Source organism: Anaerospora sp., assembly GCF_032013335.1.
Taxonomy (GTDB): domain Bacteria; phylum Bacillota; class Negativicutes; order Sporomusales; family DSM-15969; genus Anaerospora.
On sequence record NZ_DALZUO010000019.1, the window covers coordinates 59,065 to 80,570 of the forward strand.

General features: G+C 45.8%; 21 protein-coding genes and 2 riboswitches. Of the genes, 8 read left to right on the plus strand and 13 right to left on the minus strand.

The window, feature by feature from the left end; genetic code table 11:
* Positions 1-8: 8 nt before the first annotated feature.
* The 11 genes from hutH to RTR76_RS14725 all read right to left on the minus strand — a co-directional run bounded on the left by hutH (position 9) and on the right by RTR76_RS14725 (position 12,880).
* Entirely contained in the window at positions 9-1,535 is a 1,527-nt protein-coding gene (gene hutH, locus RTR76_RS14675) for a histidine ammonia-lyase (RefSeq protein ID WP_312521932.1), read from the minus strand.
* Positions 1,536-1,562: 27 nt separating this feature from the next.
* Positions 1,563-3,590: a urocanate hydratase gene (locus RTR76_RS14680; RefSeq protein WP_312521933.1), complete on the minus strand. Its 2,028-nt coding sequence runs from the start codon at positions 3,588-3,590 to the stop codon at positions 1,563-1,565.
* A gap of 136 nt (positions 3,591-3,726) precedes the next feature.
* Complete coding sequence (locus tag RTR76_RS14685) at positions 3,727-4,176, minus strand: HutP family protein (protein ID WP_312521934.1); 450 nt, start codon at positions 4,174-4,176, stop codon at positions 3,727-3,729.
* A 165-nt stretch (positions 4,177-4,341) separates the two neighbouring features.
* The gene (locus RTR76_RS14690; protein ID WP_312521935.1) at positions 4,342-5,307 is read right to left on the minus strand and encodes an agmatinase family protein; all 966 of its coding nucleotides are present in this window, start codon (positions 5,305-5,307) and stop codon (positions 4,342-4,344) included.
* Positions 5,308-5,451: 144 nt separating this feature from the next.
* Positions 5,452-5,916 carry a nucleoside recognition domain-containing protein gene (locus tag RTR76_RS14695; RefSeq protein ID WP_312521936.1) on the minus strand — a complete coding sequence of 155 codons (465 nt, stop codon included), beginning with the start codon at positions 5,914-5,916 and terminating at the stop codon, positions 5,452-5,454.
* A 13-nt stretch (positions 5,917-5,929) separates the two neighbouring features.
* Positions 5,930-6,346, minus strand: a complete 417-nt coding sequence (locus tag RTR76_RS14700; protein ID WP_312521959.1) for a nucleoside recognition domain-containing protein — start codon at positions 6,344-6,346, stop codon at positions 5,930-5,932.
* Between the two features lie 187 nt (positions 6,347-6,533).
* Positions 6,534-7,433 (minus strand): LysR family transcriptional regulator, encoded by a 900-nt coding sequence (locus RTR76_RS14705; RefSeq protein WP_312521937.1) that lies wholly within the window; start codon positions 7,431-7,433, stop codon positions 6,534-6,536.
* 426 nt (positions 7,434-7,859) lie between these two features.
* Positions 7,860-8,360 (minus strand): DUF6803 family protein, encoded by a 501-nt coding sequence (locus RTR76_RS14710; protein ID WP_312521938.1) that lies wholly within the window; start codon positions 8,358-8,360, stop codon positions 7,860-7,862.
* 56 nt (positions 8,361-8,416) lie between these two features.
* Positions 8,417-9,772, minus strand: a complete 1,356-nt coding sequence (locus tag RTR76_RS14715) for an MATE family efflux transporter (protein ID WP_312521939.1) — start codon at positions 9,770-9,772, stop codon at positions 8,417-8,419.
* Positions 9,773-9,922: 150 nt separating this feature from the next.
* The gene (locus tag RTR76_RS14720) at positions 9,923-11,182 is read right to left on the minus strand and encodes an aminotransferase class I/II-fold pyridoxal phosphate-dependent enzyme (RefSeq protein WP_312521940.1); all 1,260 of its coding nucleotides are present in this window, start codon (positions 11,180-11,182) and stop codon (positions 9,923-9,925) included.
* A 115-nt stretch (positions 11,183-11,297) separates the two neighbouring features.
* Positions 11,298-11,399: riboswitch (glycine riboswitch) on the minus strand.
* A gap of 5 nt (positions 11,400-11,404) precedes the next feature.
* Positions 11,405-11,483: riboswitch (glycine riboswitch) on the minus strand.
* A 197-nt stretch (positions 11,484-11,680) separates the two neighbouring features.
* Positions 11,681-12,880, minus strand: coding sequence for an iron-containing alcohol dehydrogenase (locus tag RTR76_RS14725; protein WP_312521941.1), 1,200 nt, complete (start codon positions 12,878-12,880; stop codon positions 11,681-11,683).
* Positions 12,881-13,178: 298 nt separating this feature from the next.
* Here RTR76_RS14725 and RTR76_RS14730 point away from each other — a divergent pair, with 298 nt between their 5' ends.
* The 3 genes from RTR76_RS14730 (at position 13,179) to RTR76_RS14740 (ending at position 16,361) form a co-directional block, all read left to right on the plus strand.
* Positions 13,179-14,891, plus strand: a complete 1,713-nt coding sequence (locus RTR76_RS14730; RefSeq protein ID WP_312521942.1) for a methyl-accepting chemotaxis protein — start codon at positions 13,179-13,181, stop codon at positions 14,889-14,891.
* Positions 14,892-15,041: 150 nt separating this feature from the next.
* Positions 15,042-16,001, plus strand: coding sequence for an L-lactate dehydrogenase (locus RTR76_RS14735; RefSeq protein ID WP_312521943.1), 960 nt, complete (start codon positions 15,042-15,044; stop codon positions 15,999-16,001).
* A gap of 111 nt (positions 16,002-16,112) precedes the next feature.
* Positions 16,113-16,361 (plus strand): sulfurtransferase TusA family protein, encoded by a 249-nt coding sequence (locus RTR76_RS14740; protein WP_312521944.1) that lies wholly within the window; start codon positions 16,113-16,115, stop codon positions 16,359-16,361.
* A gap of 5 nt (positions 16,362-16,366) precedes the next feature.
* Here the strand turns inward: RTR76_RS14740 and RTR76_RS14745 are convergent, their stop codons facing one another.
* A complete protein-coding gene (locus tag RTR76_RS14745) occupies positions 16,367-17,266 on the minus strand; it encodes a LysR family transcriptional regulator (protein ID WP_312521945.1) in 900 nt (299 codons plus the stop codon).
* 135 nt (positions 17,267-17,401) lie between these two features.
* On the opposite strand from RTR76_RS14745, the gene RTR76_RS14750 reads away from it, so the two are divergent.
* From RTR76_RS14750 to RTR76_RS14770, 5 genes are all read left to right on the plus strand, one after another.
* Positions 17,402-18,064 (plus strand): YeeE/YedE thiosulfate transporter family protein, encoded by a 663-nt coding sequence (locus RTR76_RS14750; RefSeq protein WP_312521946.1) that lies wholly within the window; start codon positions 17,402-17,404, stop codon positions 18,062-18,064.
* A 28-nt stretch (positions 18,065-18,092) separates the two neighbouring features.
* The gene (locus tag RTR76_RS14755) at positions 18,093-18,320 is read left to right on the plus strand and encodes a sulfurtransferase TusA family protein (protein ID WP_312521947.1); all 228 of its coding nucleotides are present in this window, start codon (positions 18,093-18,095) and stop codon (positions 18,318-18,320) included.
* 12 nt (positions 18,321-18,332) lie between these two features.
* Positions 18,333-18,881, plus strand: a complete 549-nt coding sequence (locus RTR76_RS14760) for a YeeE/YedE thiosulfate transporter family protein (RefSeq protein WP_312521949.1) — start codon at positions 18,333-18,335, stop codon at positions 18,879-18,881.
* Positions 18,882-18,888: 7 nt separating this feature from the next.
* Positions 18,889-20,124: an FAD-dependent oxidoreductase gene (locus RTR76_RS14765; RefSeq protein WP_312521950.1), complete on the plus strand. Its 1,236-nt coding sequence runs from the start codon at positions 18,889-18,891 to the stop codon at positions 20,122-20,124.
* A gap of 158 nt (positions 20,125-20,282) precedes the next feature.
* The gene (locus RTR76_RS14770; RefSeq protein ID WP_312521952.1) at positions 20,283-21,008 is read left to right on the plus strand and encodes a DUF421 domain-containing protein; all 726 of its coding nucleotides are present in this window, start codon (positions 20,283-20,285) and stop codon (positions 21,006-21,008) included.
* On the opposite strand, the gene RTR76_RS14775 is transcribed toward RTR76_RS14770, so the two are convergent.
* A complete protein-coding gene (locus tag RTR76_RS14775; RefSeq protein WP_312521953.1) occupies positions 21,001-21,315 on the minus strand; it encodes a LapA family protein in 315 nt (104 codons plus the stop codon). The two genes, RTR76_RS14770 and RTR76_RS14775, sit on opposite strands and share 8 nt — an antisense overlap.
* Between the last annotated feature and the right edge of the window lie 191 nt (positions 21,316-21,506).

The window sequence follows — 21,506 nt, forward strand, 5'->3', positions numbered from 1 at the left end:
AAGGCTCTTTAAACAGCCAACTTCCCTATAGCCTCTTCTACTCCTCTCACCAGTGAGCCATTTACCATCAACTGATAGATCGTTTCAATATCCGGTGCTGGAATCCGGTCTTCATCCAGGTGAGGAACTACTTCACGAATGATACGGCAGGCTGCACCCGTTCCCGTTCCCGGAACCAACGGCAAGAGAAAATCAATCCCCTGTGCAGCCGACAAGCACTCTACCGCCAGTATATACCGTACATTTTCGAGAATCTCTCTTCCCTGACGTGCGGCAATTGTTCCCATGCTGACATGGTCCTCCTGATTAGCCGAGGTTGGTATTGAGTCAGCACTGGCTGGATGGACGAGCACCTTATTTTCCGATACCAGCGAAGCGGCCGTATACTGGGTGATCATTAAACCTGAATCCACACCCGGATAGGCGGTCAAAAAAGGCGGCAGCTCGCTTAAATGGGCATCTAGCAGACGGTTGATACGCCTTTCGGAAATGTTGCCAATTTCCGCAACAGCCAGCTTAAGATAGTCCATGACTAAAGCTACCGGCTGACCATGGAAATTGCCACCCGATATGACATCTTCATCATCGGGCATAATTAATGGATTATCGGTAACCGCATTAATTTCAATTGTCAGCGTTTCCTCCACACGGCGCAAAGCGTCCTTTGAGGCACCATGTACCTGCGGTACGCAGCGCAGCGAATAAGCATCCTGAACTTTAGAGCAGTTAGCATGGGAAGAGATAATGCCGCTTTCATCTGTAAGCTGCAAAATATTTGCTCCTGTTGCAATCTGCCCTTGATGAGGCCGCACCTGGCTGATCCGGGGATCAAAGGCAGTCCGGGTTCCTTTGAGGGCCTCCAGTGAAAGAGCTGCCGAAATATCTGCCGTCTTCATTAAATCTACGGCATCATGCCACACCAGGCATCCTACCGCTGTCATGACCTGCGTGCCATTAATCAGTGCCAGCCCTTCTTTACCGCCCAATACAATAGGCTGGAGATTGACTTTGGCCAGCGCGGCCGCACCGCTTACAAGCTCACCATTTACAAAAGCCTGCCCTTCTCCCATCATAACCAGCACCATATGGGAAAGAGGAGACAAATCTCCACTTGCGCCTACCGAGCCCTTGCAGGGTACAGCAGGATAAACGCGCCGGTTCAGCATTTCCAGCAGCATGGTTACCGTTGCCGGTCGAATACCGGAATAGCCTTTGCTCAGAGAATTAGCCCTTAGCAGCATAGCCGCCCGGACAACATCTTCCGGCAGCTTTTCACCCACTCCGGCAGCATGACTCAAAATGAGATTACGCTGCAGCTTCTCCCGCTGATTCTTAGAAATAAAGACCCGGCTAAAATCACCAAATCCGGTGGAAATCCCATAAACGGGATTCTCCTCTTCCAATACCTTATCAACAATAGCGCGGCTGACAGCAAGCTGCTTGATTCCCGCCTCACTTAGCTGCACCTCCTCATAATTTCTTGCCACTCTAACTACTTCATCCAGTGTAAGATCATATCCATTCAACAGTATCATCTATAGCTCTCCTCTATAAGTCAATTTTTATTTAGCAAAAGCCTTATTAACAACGGCTTTTATTAACTCTTCCTGCGGAATAAAAGGCAGTGTGATGTGGGCCGCCCCGGCATACTGCTGATTAAATTCTGCGCAGGTACTAATGGAATTTTCATTACGGGCCCAGGAGCGGCGAGCAACTCCCCCCATTACATCCCACAGCATCGCTGAACGGATAATAGCGTCCACCCGCTCACTGCCGTCCAATACCAGTCCAAAGCCGCCATTGATGGCTTTGCCAATGCCTACACCGCCGCCATTATGAAGAGCCACCAGACTCATCCCCCGTGCAGCATTACCGGCAAAGCAGTGAGTAGCCATATCGGCCATAATATTACTGCCGTCTTTAATATTCGCTGTTTCTCTAAACGGGGAATCAGTACCACTTACATCATGATGATCCCGGCCCAGCATAACCGGTCCAATTTCACCATTTCTCACCATTTCGTTAAATGTAAGGGCAATTTTTTTCCGGCCTTCAGCATCCTGGTACAAAATACGCGCTTTAGTACCGACAACTAATTGATTCTTTTGTGCATCCCGGATCCAGACATAATTGTCACGGTCCTGGCCCCGCCGCGTGGGATCAATAGAATGCATTGCCGCCTGATCGGTCTTAATCAAATCTTCTTCCCTGCCACTTAGGCAAACCCAGCGGAACGGGCCATAGCCATAGTCAAATAATTCAGGTCCCATAATATCTTCCACATAGGACGGGAAAATAAAGCCTTCTTTATCATCGATGCCATTGCGGGAAATTTCCTTGACACCGGCATCGTATACAGCCTTCATAAAGGCATTGCCGTAATCAAAAAAGTAGGTTCCCCTGCTTGCCAGAATAGAAATCAGCTCAAAATGACGCCTGAGCGACTTATCTACCAGTTCTGCAAAGGCTGCGCGGTTACTGGCTAATAATGCGGTCCGTTCAGCAAAAGTAACCCCCTGGGGACAATAGCCGCCGTCATACGCTACATGGCAGGAGGTCTGGTCAGAGAGTAAATGAATCGTAATATCCTGCTCTACGGCATATGCAAGCAAATCAACAATATTGCCATGATAGGCAATGGATAGAGGCTGCTCTTTTCTCATGTATTCTGCAGCAATACGGAATACTTCCCCGCAGTCGTCCGAAACCTGCTGTACCCAGCCCTGGTCTAATCTTGTCTGAATACGGGAATAGTCGACTTCTGCGATAATCCCTACTCCATTGGCAATTTCCACTGCTTTAGGCTGGGCCCCGCTCATGCCGCCTAAGCCGGAGCTGACAAATAACTTTCCTCTAAGATCGCCATCATCTGCTATGCCAAGTTTTATTCTGCCTGCTGTTAACAGCGTATTAAATGTTCCGTGGACAATGCCCTGGGGCCCAATATACATCCAGCCGCCTGCCGTCATTTGTCCGTAATTGGCTACGCCCATCTGTTCGGCAACTTCCCAGTCTTTCTGATTGTCAAACATGCCAACCATTAAAGCATTTGTAATGATGACCCGTGGCGCATCCGGTTTGGACGGAAACAGGCCGACAGGATGCCCTGATTGAATCACCAGCGTCTGATCCTGAGTTAATTCTTCAAGATATTTTTTTATTAAACGGTATTGCAGCCAATTCTGGCATACCTGACCGGTTTCTCCATAGGTAACAAGCTCATAAGGATAGAGGGCAATCTCAAAACTTAAATTATTATCAATCATGACCTGAAAAGCTTTGCCTTCCAGGCATTTTCCCTGATACTCATCAATGGGGCGGCCTGTTATGATCTCTTCCGGGCGGTAACGATACGCATATATGCGCCCGTATGCGATTAATTCCTCCAGGAACTCAGGTGCCAGCTGTTCATGCAGCTCTTCCGGCACGTACCGGAGTGCGTTTTTTAACGCAATTTCCGTCTGCGACAGGGTCAGCCGGAATCCCCGGCTTGGTGCCCGGCGAATACCGGGAGCAAAATGCGGCACAGGAGGAAGCTGATTATCCAGCTTAATTGTCATGGCACCGGCAATCATTTCGTTATTTATCATACCTATTATCCATCCTCTCATTTCTACTTCATAAGGTAACTAGTTCGTACTTTTGTCATCGCAATAAAAAAAGAGACAAAACCCTTGCGGGTTTTGCCTCCTATCGTCTTATAGCTCTAGGCAAAATTCTATACAATTATACGGGGTTTATCCCCAGGCCGAATACCTCATGCTCATAGCCTTTAATGGGCGCGCCCATGCTGCCATACAGCGCCACTGCCACCCAGTCCCCGTCACTTTCATCTCCGGGAAGTCTCGGACCGCGGACAATGCTGAACAACAGCCCTGCACTGCGCATAATATTCCCGAGGCCGGTCTGCCCCCGGCATATCCCGTGATAAGCCTCCAGAATACAATGATACAGGGCATGCTCTTCCCGGTACTGATCATTAATCAGTCCTTCTCTTTTCGCAGCAGTTTCGATGGCTGCAAAAATCTTCGCCGAATCCATTGATCCGACCCTGCCTTTATATAGCTTATAGCCACATTCACGTCCCTGCTTTAGCATAGCTTCTTCGGCCTCTCCCGAATGGAGTGCCAAAAAAACCGCCATTTTTCCCAGGCTGATGGTTTCTGTCTGCCTCACAAAATACCGTCCTTCCCGATTAAGCTGTCTAAAATCAGCCTACTCTTAGCCAGCGTTTCTCTCGCTGCCATCTCATAGCTCTAGCCTGATTTTATCACTGCCAATCTTATTCTTAATCATATTTTACTTGCTTTTTAATGTCAAACATATTCGCAGATCAACAAACTACCGTTTGCTGTAACCAGCCAGGAAAGTCAAAATCCCGTATAGAGCGGTACGAATGGTGCTTTGACGCTGATCCCGTACCGGATCAACACAAACAACATCCAATCCTTTTACCTTGGGGTTTTGGCCTAACCAAAAGAGCGCGTCCAGCAGCTGCCAGGAAGTCATGCCCGCAGGGGCCATCGCCGGTACGCCCGGCGCATAGGCCTGATCGAGAACGTCCATATCTACCGTTACATAAATAGCTTCTGTACCATTCCCGGCAATATCCATCGCTTTTTGCACCAGATTATCGATTCCTTCTTTAGCTACCTGCCGGGCGGTAAACTGGGTAATTCCTTTAGACCGGGCATATTCGCGATACGGTTTGGAATTAGCAAAACTGTGAATACCAATCTGGGCAATATGCCGTCCCTCTATTGTCTCAGATTCAAGCAAACTGCGAATCGGCGTCCCGTTGGATGGGCCTCCGTCTTCGAGATTGCGTACATCCATATGAGCGTCAAACTGCACAATGCCAACCTTTCCGGAGAAACGCTGCTTAAAGGCCTTTACGGATGGATAAGTAATGGAATGATCGCCTCCCACCAGTATCGGAAAAAGCTGCGGGAATGCAGCATAAACATTTTTCATGCCTTGTTCGATATTCTCATGGCAACGGAATAGATCCGTCACATGCATTTGAATATCACCCATATCGCGAGCCAAGAGTTCCTGTAGATCTACATCCGCATCAACATTGTAAGTCGTAACTGTCTTGAACAATTCCCTCATCGCATTCGGCAGCATCGATGCACCGGAAACACTAATCGATGTTTTTGATAAAGGTACCCCGATAAATCCTATATCAACAAGCTCTGCACCATCCCAGGGTGTCAGCCAGCGAGAGACCTTCGTCTCATAGCGGTCTACCCAATTAGAGCGCAAAATTACTTCAGGAGGATTTAAGAGATCGATCGTCTTCATTTACATTCCCCTTTACATTTTAATGGCAAACAAAAAAAGGCAAAACTCAACAGAGTCTTGCCTTCTCAACATCTCATAGCTCTAGGCCTATTCAAAATCAGTGTAACCGATTAAGCAGTCTTAAGTCAAGTAGGAATATCCGCTCTAGCGGCTTGCTGTTACGCTGCTTTGCGAGCGGCCGATAAGCCTTCCAATAAGAAAAGCAAATATCAGGGCAGCCAGCAGGCGAATTGCGGCAACAAAAAATATATTTACACCCGTCCCAATAAAGAGGGCGGTTTCCTCAAATAAGGAGTGACAAATCCCAACCATGACAAAAAGAATCGTAACGGTTGCGCGTGAATAATCGTTATCCTTAGCGAATTGAAGAATGACACCACTACCGGAAACGATGCCAATGAATAGACCAACAAAGGCCGGCAGAGCTGCTGAGCTGGGCAGATAAAAAAGATCTGTGAACCACTTTGTTTTCTTTGAAATGCTTTCCAGCCAGCCATAATATCCGGCAAGCTCAACAATAACCATTAGCGGTAAAATAATAAGAGCTAACTTCGTTACAGTCACAAGACTGGTCATAAGCCCCTGAAATAAAATTTCAGCCAGTAACAAGGTTTACAGCCTCCTAGATAAAACCTGATAAATGAGTAAGCCATGCAGCCAAAAATGCACCAACAAAACGCAAGCCGAACACCAACGTGGCACTCGCTCCGCCCTCGGTCACGACTGGCGATTCTACAAAGGCACTATGACAAATCGAAATCATAATACTCAATATCGTTAACTCGCCCGGAGACAGGGGTATCGCTGCCATAGCTCCAATCCCGCCATAAATACTGGTAAAGATACCGATTACGAAGGGAACCGCTGCTTCTCCCGGCAAGCCAACGATCTGCATCAAGGGGGCAAAGAATTGCCCAATGCTATTTAAAAAGGGTGTCATTTGCAATAAAGATACAAAGATAATCGTCGGAATCACAATTTTAGCTAAGCGAAGGACCACTTTGAGCCCTTTATTTAAGCCTGTCTTGACAAGGGTCATTTCCTGCAATTTACTTTAATCACTCCCATATTCGTGTAGAAGAATAGCAACGATAAAAAACATGAGCATTTCCATCCGCTTTTCCTCCTTTGAAGAGATTTATGACTAAGGCTGTTACCATCATAAATCACTTGAAATAAGGATGGAAATTACAGTTGGTTATGATCTTCATAACCGAATTTGTTATTTAACTACTAATATATGCAACAAGCTTATTGGAGATATTCCCGTGCTCAGCAAAAATCATAAGAAGCCTCTTCATATCTGACGTTAATATCTTATTTTTATGAAAGGCAACGGACATGACAAAGGTTAGCTGCGGTGCATCAGTCAATTCAATTAGTGTTCCATCCTTTACATACGAATCAACTAAGACGTTCGGCAGGATGCTTGCACCCATTCCATCCAAAACAGCCCGCTTAATAGCTTCAGCATCGCTATATTCAATAATGGCATGAATGTTCTTGCCATGTAAGGTTTCTTCAAACAGATTGCGGTATACGCAGCCTGGCCTGAAATTGATAAACGGATAATGGCAGATATCCTGGTTATGATGGTTTTTTACAAATAACTCTCGATTAACTACCCAAACTAACTTCTCATGAGATAGATCGAACTGTACAATTTGATTGTTATTTATTTTATTATGCACAAAGGCTATGTCAAATTTATTATCCAAAAGCCCTTTGATTGTTGTTGGAAGATTAGTGTAAATATCGACCATGACCGGACTCTTTATTGCTAGGTTTTGATAGTCTAACAGTACAGGAGAAAGGAAATAGCTTGCTGCCGTGGTCGATGCACCCAATTTTATCGGTGAGCTAAAATCAGAGAAATGCTGCATGGCAGTATGGAGGTCATTAAAAGCGCTCATTAGTCTTTCTGCATGAGTAACCAGTTCACGTCCTGAATCCGTAATATAGAGTTTCTTCCCAATACGCTCAAATAGCGTAACTCCATACTTTTCTTCCAGCATCCGAATTTGAGCAGTCACCGCAGGTTGTGTAAAATTTAATTGTTCGGCAGCTTGCGTAATATTTTCTAATTTAGCTACTAAAAGAAAGGTTCGAAACAACTGAATATCCATTAGGCGCCCCCTCAAAACATATCGAAAGAGTTAATACTCTTGCTCATCTTATGAGCATATCATATTTCTTCCGCCATATGAACGCTACTCATGCCTTCTTCTCCTTAATTTGTAGCGAAACCATCGTTCACAATCAGTCCAAATAGCAACAACAACAAAACCGCCTATAAACAACTGTCCCCAGTCAAGGTGATGATAAAATTGGTAAATAATCAAAAAAAGCACACCGATGATACATACAAAGCTGCAAGCCCGCATCATTCTCCCCCCATAGTTAGCTATATTATAGTCGGCATTCAGGAATAGGGGAAATTACCAGCGTTTATCGTGATAATAATAAATTTTTATGAGCGCGGACTTGATACGCAATAAATAAAGACCAGGACAATTGCCCTGGTCTTCTTTATCTAATGCCTATGTCTTACATTAATGATTGTGGTGCATCGGTGCAGGAGCTCCGGCTGCATTCGGATCCCATCCCATTATAGCAGGATCAACCATACCAAATACCATAGCAACATGAGCTACAACGAGAAATACAGTAAGAAGAATAAAGTGAAGCTTCATCTTTTCTTCCTCAGTTTTTCCTTTGCCGATCACCCCAAGCTCAAGGAGTGCAATGCTAAACAGAGGCAGTACACCGCTCAGGTAAAATCCGACTGCAATGATGTCTGCCGCGCCGCGCCACTCAATCGTAGGTACAACGGCAAACATCAGATTCAAAAATATTCCCAGGAAATAAAATCCCAAGCCAATACCGATCCGTTTATTCCAAATCCGCCAGGCTCCAGCTCTTTCACGCAGAAAAACGGTAAAAAACTCAGTAGCTACCAGCGCTTCGGCCAAGGCAACAGGAATTACCATATAAATAATCAGATTCCACGGCTGATTATCAGCAAGCAGGGCCATATAGTGAGTCATATTCATTTTAATCATCACTCCTTCTATTGATGGCCCTAGTATAACAGACAAATATGAAGAACTTATGAACGTGCCGCTTGTTCCCGCGAGGCCAGAGATTTCAATTCACGGAACATAAATATCCCCGTTAGCAGCGCCGCTCCTACATCGGAAATGGGGCCTGCCAGCCAAATCCCTGTAAGCCCCCAAAATTTCGGCAAAATATAAATCAGGGGAATAAGCAAAATGATTTGTCGCAGTAAATTAAAAACAATGGCATAGCCGGCCTTACCGACAGCCTGAAAATAGTTAGCGCTGATAATCTGAAATCCGATGATCGGCAGCATCAGCAAAAATAACCTCAGCCCATCTGAGCCAAGCTGAACTAGTTCCTGGTTTCCATTAAACAACCGGATAATATGTACATCCAAAAGCTGCACACAGATGAAGCCAAACAGACATAGTCCGGTAGCTGCCAAAATTGCCAGTTTAACGGTAGCAATAACTCGCCGGTAGTTTCCTGCCCCATAATTATAACCAATAATCGGCTGCGCACCCTGGCTGATTCCCATTACCGGCATAAGCATCAGCATCAGTACCCTGTTGATAATTCCAAAAGCGGCAATAGCTAAAGCACCGCCATAATTTAAAAGACTAAAATTTAATACCACGATTACCAGGCTGTTGCCAATCTGCAGTAAAAAAGGAGCCAACCCGATTTTAGCAATACTGATTACTACTTCGCTGCGAACAGCTAAGTACCGCCGCTTTAGTTTCAGTGTACCCGATCCTTTTATAAAATAAGTCAGCACCCATACCGTTGCCACTGCCTGCGAAAAAACGGTCGCCCAAGCTGAGCCTTCAATCCCCCAATGCAGTCCAAAGATGAACAGCGGATTGAGTATCGTATTTAAAACAGCTCCGATAAGCATGGTCAGCAATGCTGTCTTAGGGTCTCCCTGGGCACGAATGATCCCATTTAAGCCAAAACTGACATGCATAAACACACTGCCTGCCAGGATAATTGTCATAAAGCTTTTGGCATAAGGAAGCACATCCGGTGTTGTGCCAAGCAGCAGCAGCAATGGCTCCAGATACCATAGTGCACCTGCGGTCGTAATGATCACAAGTCCGATAACCATTGTCAACGCATTGCCTAAAATAAGTTCTGCGCCAGCTTTATCCTGTTCACCCAGACGGATTGAGACAAGTGCAGCTGCTCCCAGCCCCACAAACATTCCCACCGCCATCAGAATCATCATTAACGGGAAGGCAATCGTAACTGCAATTAAGCCAATCTCTCCTACACCTTGTCCTACAAAAATACTATCCACCACATTATACAATGCATTAACTACCATTCCGATAATTGCCGGAACGGAATAATCCCATAACAACGTGCGTATCTTCTGCTCTCCTAAAGCAACTGATTTATCCATACCTACCTCCGGGGGCGTATCTATTTTTACACGAATGACTTATTTTACCACCAACAGCAGGGAATTATCAATTCCTCGTTATTACCGGAAGTTAGCACAATAAGAAGGACTGCCTCAAATATGAGACAGTCCTTCTTGTTCTCTCAAGGTTTATTGATTGCCTTGAACAGTAACCCGCTCGATCGCCTTTTTTATCTTTACTGCTAAGCCCGACATTTTGCTTGTTGGAACAGCACAAACTGAAATGCGTATCCCCTTGGCAAGCGGAACAAGGAAGACATTTGCTTTATTCAGTACCTGGCAGACTTCTTCCGGCTTTTGGCAGGGAATAGTGAGGAAAAACCCGGAACGGTACGGCAAGAACTCCAACCCTGCAGCTTTAGCCTCTGAACTGAATAAAGCGGCCCGTGACTTGATAATATTCAGCGCAGCTGCGCGCTCTTCATCACATTGTTTAATCAACTCTGGATTAGCATAAATAGTCGCCAATACTTTGGAAGCACCTCGATTGATACTCGACCAGCTAGCCCGGCAGGTAATTTGGTTCGTTTCAAAAAACTCATCCGCAATCTGAGCATTTGGTGACACGCCGATCATGGCACCAACCCGCTGACCATAAAGTGTAAAGCTTTTGGACATGCTGAAGCAAATAATAGGCAGAACATTTTCCGGCAAATCAGCTAACAGCGGAAAAAAGGAACGGCTGGCACTCTGGTCCTCCGTATAGTCCAAATAAGCCACATCAATTGCCAGAATAATAAAGCGGCCTGGCATTGCCAGCTTTTTAGCACTGTTAAGCACTGCCTTCCACTCATCATTTGTCATTGAATAACCGGTAGGATTATGGGAGGGCGTATTCAAAATAACAACCAGCCGCTCCTGCTTTGCAAGGAGAGCTGTCATTTTTTCTTCCAATTCTTCAAGATTGAACCGGTCACCGGCAAAAAGTGAAAACGTTTCAAACTTACGCAGCGCATCTTCAGCAATCGATTTGTATGGTCCCCAGCACCACTCACTGGAAAGAATCGCATCACCAACTGATGTATAATTCGCTACAATATTATGCAGCGCACCTGTACCTCCGGGCGTTGCTACTGCCTTTATATGAGCAGCAGGACGAAACTCACGAAAAACATGCTGTACGGCAGCCTCCAGAAAATCAGGAGCGCCTTCTAAGGGTGAATAGGCCACTACCTCATTCATAGGAATACTGCGGTATACGGACTCAACTGTCGGAAGACAGTAAATTGTTTCCGTCTCATCAAGAAATGTACCTGGTGCCCCATTAACAACTACTTCTCTGCCGTAGGCCTCTTTGGCCTGTGTAGCTTTTGAAACAACTGTGAAAATCTTATCAGGGGTATATTTACCCCAGGTATGCGGCGCTGCAATTGGCATTTGTTTACTCATATTTTCTCCCTCTCTCTGGAACCATTCATAAATAAAAAGAGTCAAATCAATTGATTTGACTCTGGAAAGACGAGCGGACGCTAAAATACGGCAGCACAATGAAATACTGCAGCGTACAAAGTTCTCTGTCCTTTTGCCTGAGAGATTTATCAGCAGAATCTGCTGGGTTTCCCCTTCGGCGCTCTCCCTGTAAGAGAGTCTCTCCAGAGTTCCGTCCCTTTGCGGTTTTACTCAGTAATGGAGTGCCTGAAAGTTTCACTTCTTCGGCGGGCTTGTTCAGCCGCTCTCCCGCAACATTCATCCGGATATATACATTTGTCGTTTGTGAGAATACTCTTTGCCATTATTATAAAATACTGTCTGAAAAAATACAAGTAAAAATCCACTTATCTCCTCATCCCCCGCTGTCACGGGGACGGTTCCACTGACACAGATTTTGGCACGAAAATGCGCTCTGCCGGAGAAAATATCCCCGGCAGAGCGCATTATTTTTTCAAACTACAGCGAGTTTTTGTATATTTGCCATACTGTTTCCTTGGTTGCCGCTACCGGCGCCATACTAAGCAGCAATTCCAGACTTGGCGTCTCAAAGGCCAATTGAGTCAACTTATCCAAATCCTGTTCTGTAAAACCTTCTGTCGCCAGGCTGCCACTAATGCCAACTTCTTGCAGCCACTTTTTGAGACCGTCATAAGCTTTGGCGGCTTCATCAGGTGCTCCGGTCAAGCCAGGAACAATGGGAGCAAGAATATCCGCAAGGATTTCCGCTTTGGCAGGATAAATCTGCTGTACTACTGCAGGCAGCAAAATACCTAACCCTAAACCATGCGTTAATTCCGGCTTAACTCCGCTCAGCGGGTGTTCGAGGGCATGCGTAAAATGAAGCAGGCCATTATCGAAGGAAATACCGGCTAACAGCGATGCATAGAGCAGGAAGTAGCGAGCTTTTAAATCCTTGGGATCACGTTTTGCGTCCTCCAGATATGTATGGACTAACTGGATTGTTTCCCGTGCCAGGCTGATAGCAAAGGGATTGGCACCAATAGTGGTAGCCGCTTCTATTACATGATTAACCGCATCAACCGATACATACACCGTTTGATCGGGAGGCAGCATTGTCATTAAGGCTGGATCATCAATCGCATACAACGGATAAATGCAGTCATAGGCAATTGCCGGCTTATATTCTTTTTCCGGTATGGTCACAACCGCAAAGCGATCTGCCTCAGTACCGGTACCATGCGTTAAATTAATAGCAACAATGGGAACAGCCTCTTCAGGGCTAAACGTAAATTGATATAAATCTCTCGCTGTTTTATCAGGGTAAGCAAGTAGAACGGCAACACTTTTCCCTGCATCAATCGGACTGCCGCCGCCAATAGCAATAACAGCCTGAGCTCCAAAAGCAAGAGCCTCTTTTGTTGCTTCGTCTACTTGATCTACAGTTGGATTAGGCGTAATTTTACTATACAAAATATACTCAATGCCTGTTTCCTCTAATGCTTTTTTGACGACATCCCAGGCACCTGTCTTAATGTGCGATCCCTTACCGGTAATAATGACGGCCTTGCTGATTTTTTTTGCTGCCAGAGCTATTACAATATCCTTAGCCTTTTGAATTGCCCCAACACCTAAATAAACCGTTGTTCTCGATCGGATCTCCATTACTTTGTGAATATCAATTTGATTTTCCCACATGAGTAATCCCACCCTTTCAACACGTCATTGAACATCTACTAATAATTTCCATGTACTTCAAATTCAGTATACGAAACGGTATCACAAAAAGCAAACATTATTTGTGAAAAAAATAACTTGATTAAGTAGTTTTACCTGCTGTATCGCTATTTTTCTCACGAAGTTAAACATTAGCGTTATTTCTTAACTTTACATCTCTGCTCTTTACCAATATAATGAAATTTATTAAGAGTTTTCCGATAATAACTATCATTATCTAATGAATTTCATTACATTGTATGTAGCAAAGGAGTCTAGCATGAAGATACGCAGTAAATTAATGGTTGTAACGATTGTCCCTATTGTGTTATTTACCTTATTCAGCTATTTCTATATCATTCCTCAGGCACGCAGCAGCATTTACCGGGAAAAAGATCTTCAGTTGAAAACAAATGTGGAAAGTATTCATTCTCTTATCGGGTACTATGCTTCACTAGCCGAAAAGGGCACACTTACGCCACAAGAGGCGCAGTCTAGAGCAATAGAAGCTACGACCAAGATACGTTATGCCCAGAACAGCTACTTTTGGATTGACAACACTAATCTGGTTAATGTTATGCACGGCGACCAGCCAAAACTTGTCGGTCAAGACCGGAGCAACGTAAAAGATAGTAAAGGAACATATACCGTTCGCGAATACATAGCAGGTGCACAGCAAAATAAAGAGTCCGGTTATTACCTTAATTTATGGTATGCCAAGCCAGGTGTTACCGAGCCATTACACCGCCGGGTATATTCCAAGCTTTATGAACCCTGGGGCTGGGTGATTTGTACCGGTATCAACATTGATGATGTGGAGGAAACGGTTGCAACCGTGACCAACTCTATTTTACTCGCAAACCTATTACTAAGCCTGGTTACGATAGGCTTCATGTATTGGTTCTCAAGGCAAACGATCACAAATCCACTACAAAGCATTATTGATAAGTTACGGGAAATGGCCAATAACGGTGGTGATTTGACCAAAAAAATCGACATCCAGAGAAAGGATGAATTAGGCCAATTAGCCTCTGTGGTAAATGATATGACCGACAATTTGCGGCAGTTAATCAAGCAGCTCGCCTTTTCTGCCCAGCAAGTATCCGCTGCAGCAGAAGAACTAACGGTCAGCGCGGAGCAATCGGCTCAATCGGCCAACCAGGTAGCAGAGCTGACTGCCCAAGCTGCCGTAGGTACACAGCGTCAATCACAAACTGCTGCCGGAGTATTAACAGCAGTTGAAAATATAACTGCAGGTATTCAGGACGGTGTAAACAGCGCTCAAGAAACGGCGGATATTACCAGCCGCACGCTGACAATTGTTACAGACGGTAATCAGGCGATCGTAACGGCAATCGGACAAATGGATAACATCGAGCGCAAGACCGGAGAGTCGGCAAAAGTGATTGCCGAATTAGGTGAAAGCTCATACGAAATCGGTAAAATTATTACCGTTATCGCCGGGCTTGCCAATCAAACCAATTTACTGGCACTTAACGCAGCTATTGAAGCCGCACGCGCCGGCGAACAAGGCCGGGGCTTTGCCGTAGTTGCCGATGAAGTCCGCAAGCTCGCAGAGCAGTCACAAACAGCCGCTCAGCAAATCACCGGCATTATCGATAAGATCCAAACCCGGACAGATTTAGCCGTCACCTCAATAACCGAAGGTGCCTTAGAAGTCAAAAAAGGCGCACAAGTTGTCCAGCAGGCTGGCATCGCCTTTGAAACAATAACACAGGAAATTGGCGGCGTCGCCGAAATTGCCAGAGCCTCTGCTCAAACACTGCTGCTTCTCATGGGAGATGGAACCAAGGTTTTGAGTGCTGTGCAGGATGTTGATGCGATTAGCAGCGAAATTCAGCGGCAGACACAAACGATTGCCGCTTCCCTTGAGCAACAGTCTACCGCGCTGGAAGAAATAACGGCATCAAGCCAAGCCTTAACTGCTTCCTCCAGCCAATTAGAACAAGCTGTAGGGCAATTTACCGTTTAGGATGCGGTTATAAATGGGGTTGTCTCTTCCTTGGCCGCTCTCCCTTACTGGTAGACACACTTAAGACAAAACGTTATAATATATCCAACTGTAGAACAAATTCCGTTCGCAAGAAAAATACATTTGTATTTTTTAAATGGAGGAGATCACATGAGTACGAAAAAGACAAAATTAGCGATTGTGGGTATCGGCAATGTAGGATCAGCAGTGTTGAATACCGCCTTATCCCTAAACCTGGCGGCTGAGATTGCCGTCATTGACATTAAAGAAAACAAAGCTTTGGGTGAAGCACTTGATGCCAGCCATGGAGCGCCTTTCAGCCTCAGCCCCAACAGCTACGTCCATGCCGGAGGATATGAGGAATGCAAAGATGCTGATGTCATTATCATTGCAGCAGGCCCGAGCATTATGCCCGGCGAGCCGGGTGACCGCTTATCGCTCGCCGGGAAAAATGTGCAGGTAATGAAAGATGTCATGACTTCCATTACCAAGTATACCAAGGAAGCCATCATCATTATGATCACGAATCCGCTTGATATCACTACCTATTACGCAGCCAACTTCTTCGACTACCCTAAAAACAAACTATTTGGTACAGGTACCTCCTTAGAAACAGCACGTCTCAAGCAAATTCTCGGAACCTATTACAAGGTAAATCCGCAGAATGTCGAAGGCTTTATGCTAGGCGAACATGGCAACTCTGCCTTCCCCGCCTGGAGTCTTATCAGCATTGCCGGTATTCCTAGCGAACAGTTCGAGGAATACTTTCAGCCCGCTGAACCGCTTGACCGTACTAGCGTCGGTCCTGCTGTCGTCAATGTTGCATACGAGGTACTCAACTATAAGGGCTGCACAAATTACGGCATTGCTATGGTCGCCTGCCGGATTGCACGGGCAGTTTTTTATGACGAGCACAGCATTTTCCCTGTTTCAACCACACTGGAAGGCGAATACGGAATCAGCGGCGTAGCCTTGAGCCTGCCCTGCCGCATCGGCAGATCAGGCATTGAAACCAGACTGGCCGTTCCACTTCGCACTGAGGAAATAGACAAATTAAAACAAAGTGCAGACAACCTTGCCAATGTTTTAACATCAGTTGGTCTTAAATAACATACGCGCTGTTTGCCGTACAATTAGGCCCCTGCAATCAATGCTTGCAGGGGCCTAACTTTTGCATTTTTTCTGCCTGCAGGGTATCGGCAGCCATACGCAGAAGTAATTGTGGATACAGGGAAAAGGAGGCTGGCTATGTCCGAGCATTTTATTGATGCCCTTGGAGATTTCTGCCCGATCCCGAACCTCAAAGTCCAGGCCGCCATGAAGCAAATGCTGCCGGGAGACCACATCGTACTTCTCACCGATCACAGCTGCACGGTGTCAGTTATTCAGGCAGAAATGCGCCGCAAGCGATATTCCATGGAAGTGGACGAAGTAGACAACGGAATCTGGCAAATTACCATTCGTAAATAACCAGGTTAGCAAAATCCATTGGCAGGCGATTTCATCAATTTAATAAACTTTGCAGCAACCGACCGTTGTGGCTTGTTTTTATAAACTACATAGCTGCGTTGCGCAAAAGAGAGCGAATCTATTTTCAACTGACAAAGAGCTTTATTATAAAGCTCTTTTTTTACTGCAATTCGCGGCAATATTGAAATACCATGCCCCGCTTCCACTGCCGCCTTAATGGAATCACTGCTGGTAAGCTCCAGTACAATATTCAGCTGCCTCAGCTCAATTCCGGCTTTGCGAAAAACCTGTTCAACCGCCCACCTTGTAGCAGACCCTTCTTCCCTTATAATCAGCGGTGCTGTAAATAATTCACTAATGCTGAGCTGCTGCTGCATGTGCCAGGGCTCCCGGCCAGGGGCAATAACGATCATTTCCTCTAGATGTATTTCATCGGCAAGTACGCTTGAGTCAGGCTGCTCACCTTCAATAATACCGACATCCAGTAGATCTGAACGAATATCCTCCAAAATCTGACGACGATTTGCCAGTTTTAATTTGATAGAAACTTCCGGGTACTTCTGTTTGAATATAAACACGCTGCAGGGAACAGCATAGCCGCCAATGACACTGGTAGCACCTACTGAAACATGCTGATCACAAACTGTTTGAAAGCGCTGCATTTCATCTTCCATTTCTACTGCTGCCTTCGTAACCCGCAAGGCATGCTGATACAAAATACGCCCTGCCTCCGTCAAACAGAAATTGCGTGAATCACGCTGAATTAGCCGGGTTTTAAACTGGGCCTCCAGCTGTTTTACATTCTGGCTCAAAGCCGGCTGGGATATAAAAAGCCGCCCAGCAGCTTTGGAGAATGAACCGGTATCAACGATTACAATAAAAGCTTGCAACAGTCTTACATTCATATCTGTCTCACCCGTTTTATATAAGCTAACCTTATACTATCATAAAAATCTGAAATTTCACAGTTTTCAAGGAAAATAGTACAATAAAGCCAGATAGTGGTGAAAAACTTCACAAATAAAAAGGAGGGTTGCTACGTGACGGAAACACAAATCATTACCCGACCGAGGCCACTGACAGGGACCAGGAAGAAAAGCCAGCTTGGGTATACAGCTGTCGCACTCATTGTAGTGATTGCTGTGGGAATCTATTTGTCCCAACTTAAAACTCTGTCCAGCATTATTTGGTTCTTAGGCATCGGCCTGGGAGTTGTCCTGCAAAAATCCCGTTTTTGCTTTACCGCTTCTTTACGAGACCCCATTTTGACAGGCAGTACATCCTTAACACGGGCTACCATGATCGCCTTTGCAGTTGCCAGCTTAGGATTTGCGGCACTGCAGTTTACCACGCTGCTAAAAGGCGGGCCGGTAATCGGCGGTGTACAGCCGGTTGGCATGCATACGGCAATCGGTGCCGTATTGTTTGGTATCGGTATGGTTATATCGGGCGGCTGTGCTTCGGGCACGCTGATGCGCATGGGTGAGGGCTTTGCTATGCAGTGGCTGTCTTTAACAACCTTTATCCTGGGCTCAGTGCTTGGAGCAATTCACTTCGGCTGGTGGACCGATAACTTTTTTAATGCCGCTCCCAAAATTTACTTACCCGAAGCCCTTGGATGGGCAGGTGCCTTTTTCGGACAACTGGCGCTTCTAGGTGCCATCTATGTTTTTGCTACCTGGTATGAATACCGTAAAGTCTAAAATCAATGATTTATGAGGAGGATTTATCATGGCTGAATTTACAATTGATGCATTAGGCGAGGCTTGCCCCATCCCTCTGTTAAAGTGCCAAAAAAAATGGCCAGATTTAAACACCGGCGACATCATGATTGTCAGCATTGACCATAGCTGTGCACTAAAAAACATCCCTGAGTGGGCTCGCAAAGCAGGTCACAATGTTGAAGTCACAGAGGTAGAAGACGGAGTCTGGGATATCTACATTGAAAAAAACACGTAGGAGGCTGAAGGCATGACAACACGTGCGGCTCAGGAACTGGAACTTCTGAAAAAGACAGTACTCATAGATGCCTGGCCCTACTGGCTGGGAGCGTTGCTATTAGGTCTGCTCAACATTGTCATATTTATTTATATGGCTTCCCCTTGGGGGGTAACTACCGCTTTTGTGTTCTGGGGAGCTTGGATTTATCAGGCATTTGGGGGGCATCCGGAAACCTGGTCGTTTTATACGCTGCAGCCGTCAATGATGGCAGCATTAAAAGGAGGCTTCTGGGCTCACGGTGGATCAATTATTAATCTGGGGCTGATTGTGGGTGCTTTTTTATCTGCTGCCGCCGCTTCTCAATTTAAAATAAAGAAAATCAAGGCAGGCCGTCAGGTTGTTGCGGCCCTGCTGGGCGGACTGCTTATGGGTTATGGTGCCAGGCTGGCATTTGGTTGTAATATTGGTGCCTATTTCAGCGCTATTGCCTCCATGTCCCTGCATGGCTGGGTTTTTGGTATCTTCATTCTGGTAGGAGCTTTTATCGGCAGCAAACTGCTAGTTAAATATTTTATGTAGGTGCGCTATGACAAAACAACAAGAGCATTATGATGTCGCCATCATCGGCGGCGGTGCAGCCGGCTTAACGTCAGCACTTTACTGTGGCCGGGCCCGGCTTAAAACGGTGCTGTTTGAAAAAGCCTTGCCGGGAGGATTGGCTACCTATACCAGCGAAATTGAAAACTTCCCGGGATTTCCTGAGCCCATTGCCGGCACTGATCTGATGAAGCTGTTTGAGAAGCAGGCAAAGCGATTCGGAGTTGTGATGAAATTAACGGCTGCCAAATCGGTCGCATTGTGCGGTCAGGAAAAACTCATTAGCACCTTTCGTACCGACTATACAGCCAAAGCCGTAATCATTGCCAGCGGCGGCAAGCCTAGATTAACCGGAGCAGCAGGCGAAGAACGCTTTCTTTTTGACAAAGGAATTTCTTTTTGCGCTACTTGCGATGCAGCTTTTTATACAGGCAAATCAGTATTAGTGATTGGCAGCGGCGATGCGGCAATCGAAGAAGCAATTTTTTTAACGAAATTCGCAAAGCGGGTCCAGGTTTCCGTTATTCATGACACCGGTATTCTTGATGCTAATGAAGTGGCAAAAGAGCAAGCCTTCGGCACTCCCAATCTAGAATTTATCTGGAATGCCATGGTGCAGGAATTTAGAGGCGAAGAGCGGCTCAGTCAGGTTGTCTTAAAAAATATTAAAACCGGCGAGTTGCAGCCGGTAGATGTAGATGGCTGCTTCCTGTTTATTGGCTATTTACCGGATACGGACCTGTTCAAAGGACAGATCAATATGTCCACACAAGGGTATATTCTGACGAATGACCAAATGGAGACCAACCTGGAGGGAGTCTTTGCCGTAGGTGATGTGCGCGATAAGGCACTGCGCCAGGTTGCAACAGCCGTAGGCGATGGTGCTGTCGGCGGCGTAGCTGCCGAGCGGTACTTGGCGGAAACAGCTTATCTTGAACAGCAATTATTCACATCCAATAAGCCTGCCATCGTCTATTGCTGGAATCCAACGGACCCTGCCTGCCGCACATTTATGACAGAAATTGAACGGATTAGAATGAAGTATGGTGATACGATTAAGCTTGTCACCATAGATATGTATAAATCAGCAAGAATAGCAGCAAAACTCGGCATCACCCAATTCCCTGCCCTCGCACTTATCAGGAACCGGACTGTATGCTACCGGACAACAGATTGCTGCGAAGAAACTGCAGCGGCTATCGAGAGGGAAATTATTCAGCATTAACAGACAAAAAAGATCGCGTGCTCATCCTTACGGTGAGCATGCGATCTTTTTATTTTGTATTTACTCAGGCGGCTCTCTTTATCTTCCCATCAGTGGCGGCATAGGGTTATTCACACTGCAAATACTAACAGCATCCCGTTACCGGAGCGTGATGCTACATGTCTGAAGATTTATCAATTGCAGTCCGCACAGTGTTCATGCTATTTGTCCTTTTACTCATTTCCCGCCTGCTAGGAAGAAGAACATTATCAGAGCTGACATTTTATGACTTCGTTATGGGCCTCACGTTAGGACAAATTGGCGCGTCGGTAATCACCGAAGCAGAATTCAGTTTGCGCAGCGGCCTGATTGGGATGATAACTGCTACAATCTGGGTTATCGCTATTAACATGCTTTCTCTGAAGTTTATTCCAGCTCGCAAATTACTCGAAGCAGAACCGCTTCTGGTCATGTATAGAGGTAAAATCATGGAGGAAAACTTGAAAAAACGCTTCTATAACATCAACGATCTTCTCGAAATGTTAAGAGAGCAAGGGATTTTTGATCCTGCCCAGGTTGACCTGGCATTGATAGAATCGGATGGTGAGCTTAGCATTCTAAAAAAGCAAGCTTTTCAGTCGCCTACCATAAAAGATCTTCAGCTGCCCCAGCAGGAACCCGCCAACAGCCTTTCTATCGGCACTGAACTTATCATAGATGGCAAACTTATTGATCAGGGTCTTGTGAAAAAGGGGCTAACAACCAACTGGCTGCAAAAACAACTCTTAGCCGAAGGAATTACCGACTACGAAGCTGTGGCCCTAGCCATGATCACACCGGATGGTACCTTGTATGTTGACAAAAAAGCGGACTCATCGATTAGCGATATGAAAAAGCCTAACTAACTGGCGTCTCCTCCGGTCTAGGTGTATCCGGCTTAGCTATTTCCGGCTTTTTAGCAAGTTCTTCTTCCAGCTGCCGTATACGGGAGTGTGCCTTATACAACTGGTACTTCATCTTGATCTGAACATACAATTGCAGCATTAACGCAGATAAAAAGCCTAATGCCGCCGCACCTAATATAACAAGTACCAGTGAAGCATCCAGACTCATCGTAAGCAGGTTAACACTTACCATCGTACTGTTTTGAACAGCAAACAATGCAATAAGAAAGGCAAACCCTATAGCAAGAACAAGCAGAACATACGCCATTTAAACCCCTCCCTACTATTTCCCATCGTGAACGACTCCTGTTGCTGTATACTTCGCTGCAAATTGCAATATCCCTACTACAGACTGCGGCAGGGCACTAGTGTCTTGGCAAAGTTGTGAATTAGATTTAGACAGGGTAGATTTTTTTGCAATGCAAGGCGGAGGAGTCCGCGCATATCGGGAATATGTAA